This window comes from Pontimicrobium sp. MEBiC01747 (assembly GCF_053601635.1).
This window is the reverse complement of record NZ_JBSHNS010000133.1, coordinates 1-882: the sequence shown is the minus strand read 5'-3', so window position 1 is coordinate 882 and position 882 is coordinate 1. Positions and strand designations below refer to the sequence as shown.

Sequence of the window (882 nt, the reverse complement as noted above, 5' to 3'; positions counted from 1 at the left end):
ATATTATCTTGTACAAAGTCTGCATTTACTTTTACTTGTACTTCTAACATTTGTACTTCTGGGCTACTTACGTCTATGTAACGCACAGCTGCTTTACGTTCGCTATCTGTAAGCTGAACAGATAATGAGCCATTTGGATATCTTAAAAAGTCGACAACTCCGTTTTTCTTAAAGTGAAAATAAATGTCTTGTATTTGGGTTTTCTTTACATCGTTTCTAAAATAGTAGTAATGGTCTTGGTTTTTAACACGTTTATCTCGTGCTGATAATTTTAAATTTGAGTTTGGTTGTATTGTAGATGCTCCTGAATCTTCTCCTTCTTCTCCTTCGGATTCTTTTTTATCTCCAATAAAAGCTGTTTCAAAAAATGATTTTACAATAGTTCCAAAAATAAGTTCCATTAAAGAGTTTCTTAAGTTTTCTTCTACTTCCTTCTTTTCTGCACTACTAGAGTCCATTCCTCCATAATCTGTAATATCTATGCTAATAACTTTTTTATCAATCATTTGCTCAACTAAAGAGTTTACCTCTGTTTTATCTACATCTACTTTATGATCGTATGTTGATGTTTTTTTAGAATACGTTACTCCAAAGAATTTTTTTGTTCGTGTTCTTTTGCCTTGTTGTACCTCTTTTTTATAGGTGTTGCGTTGTTTTTGTATGAAATCGTAAATTTGAGTAGATCTTCCTCTTACTTTTACTTCTAAATTTGGGATATGGGCATAGCCTTTTAATTCGTACCTAACTATTGCTTGTAATGGTGTTTTTTCTGTTTTACCTTTTTTACTTTTAAAGCCTTTAGATAGTGCATCGAACATAATTTGTGAGCCTTCTACTCCAAATGTAGCATATAAGGCTGCTGAGTTTGATGCTGTTAATGAT

At 31.9% G+C, this 882-nt stretch carries 1 protein-coding gene; it reads right to left on the bottom strand.

Going from position 1 to position 882, the window contains the following annotated elements:
• Positions 1-882: hypothetical protein (locus ACVC2P_RS03680; protein WP_452597138.1), on the bottom strand; the 882-nt coding region annotated here is incomplete at both ends.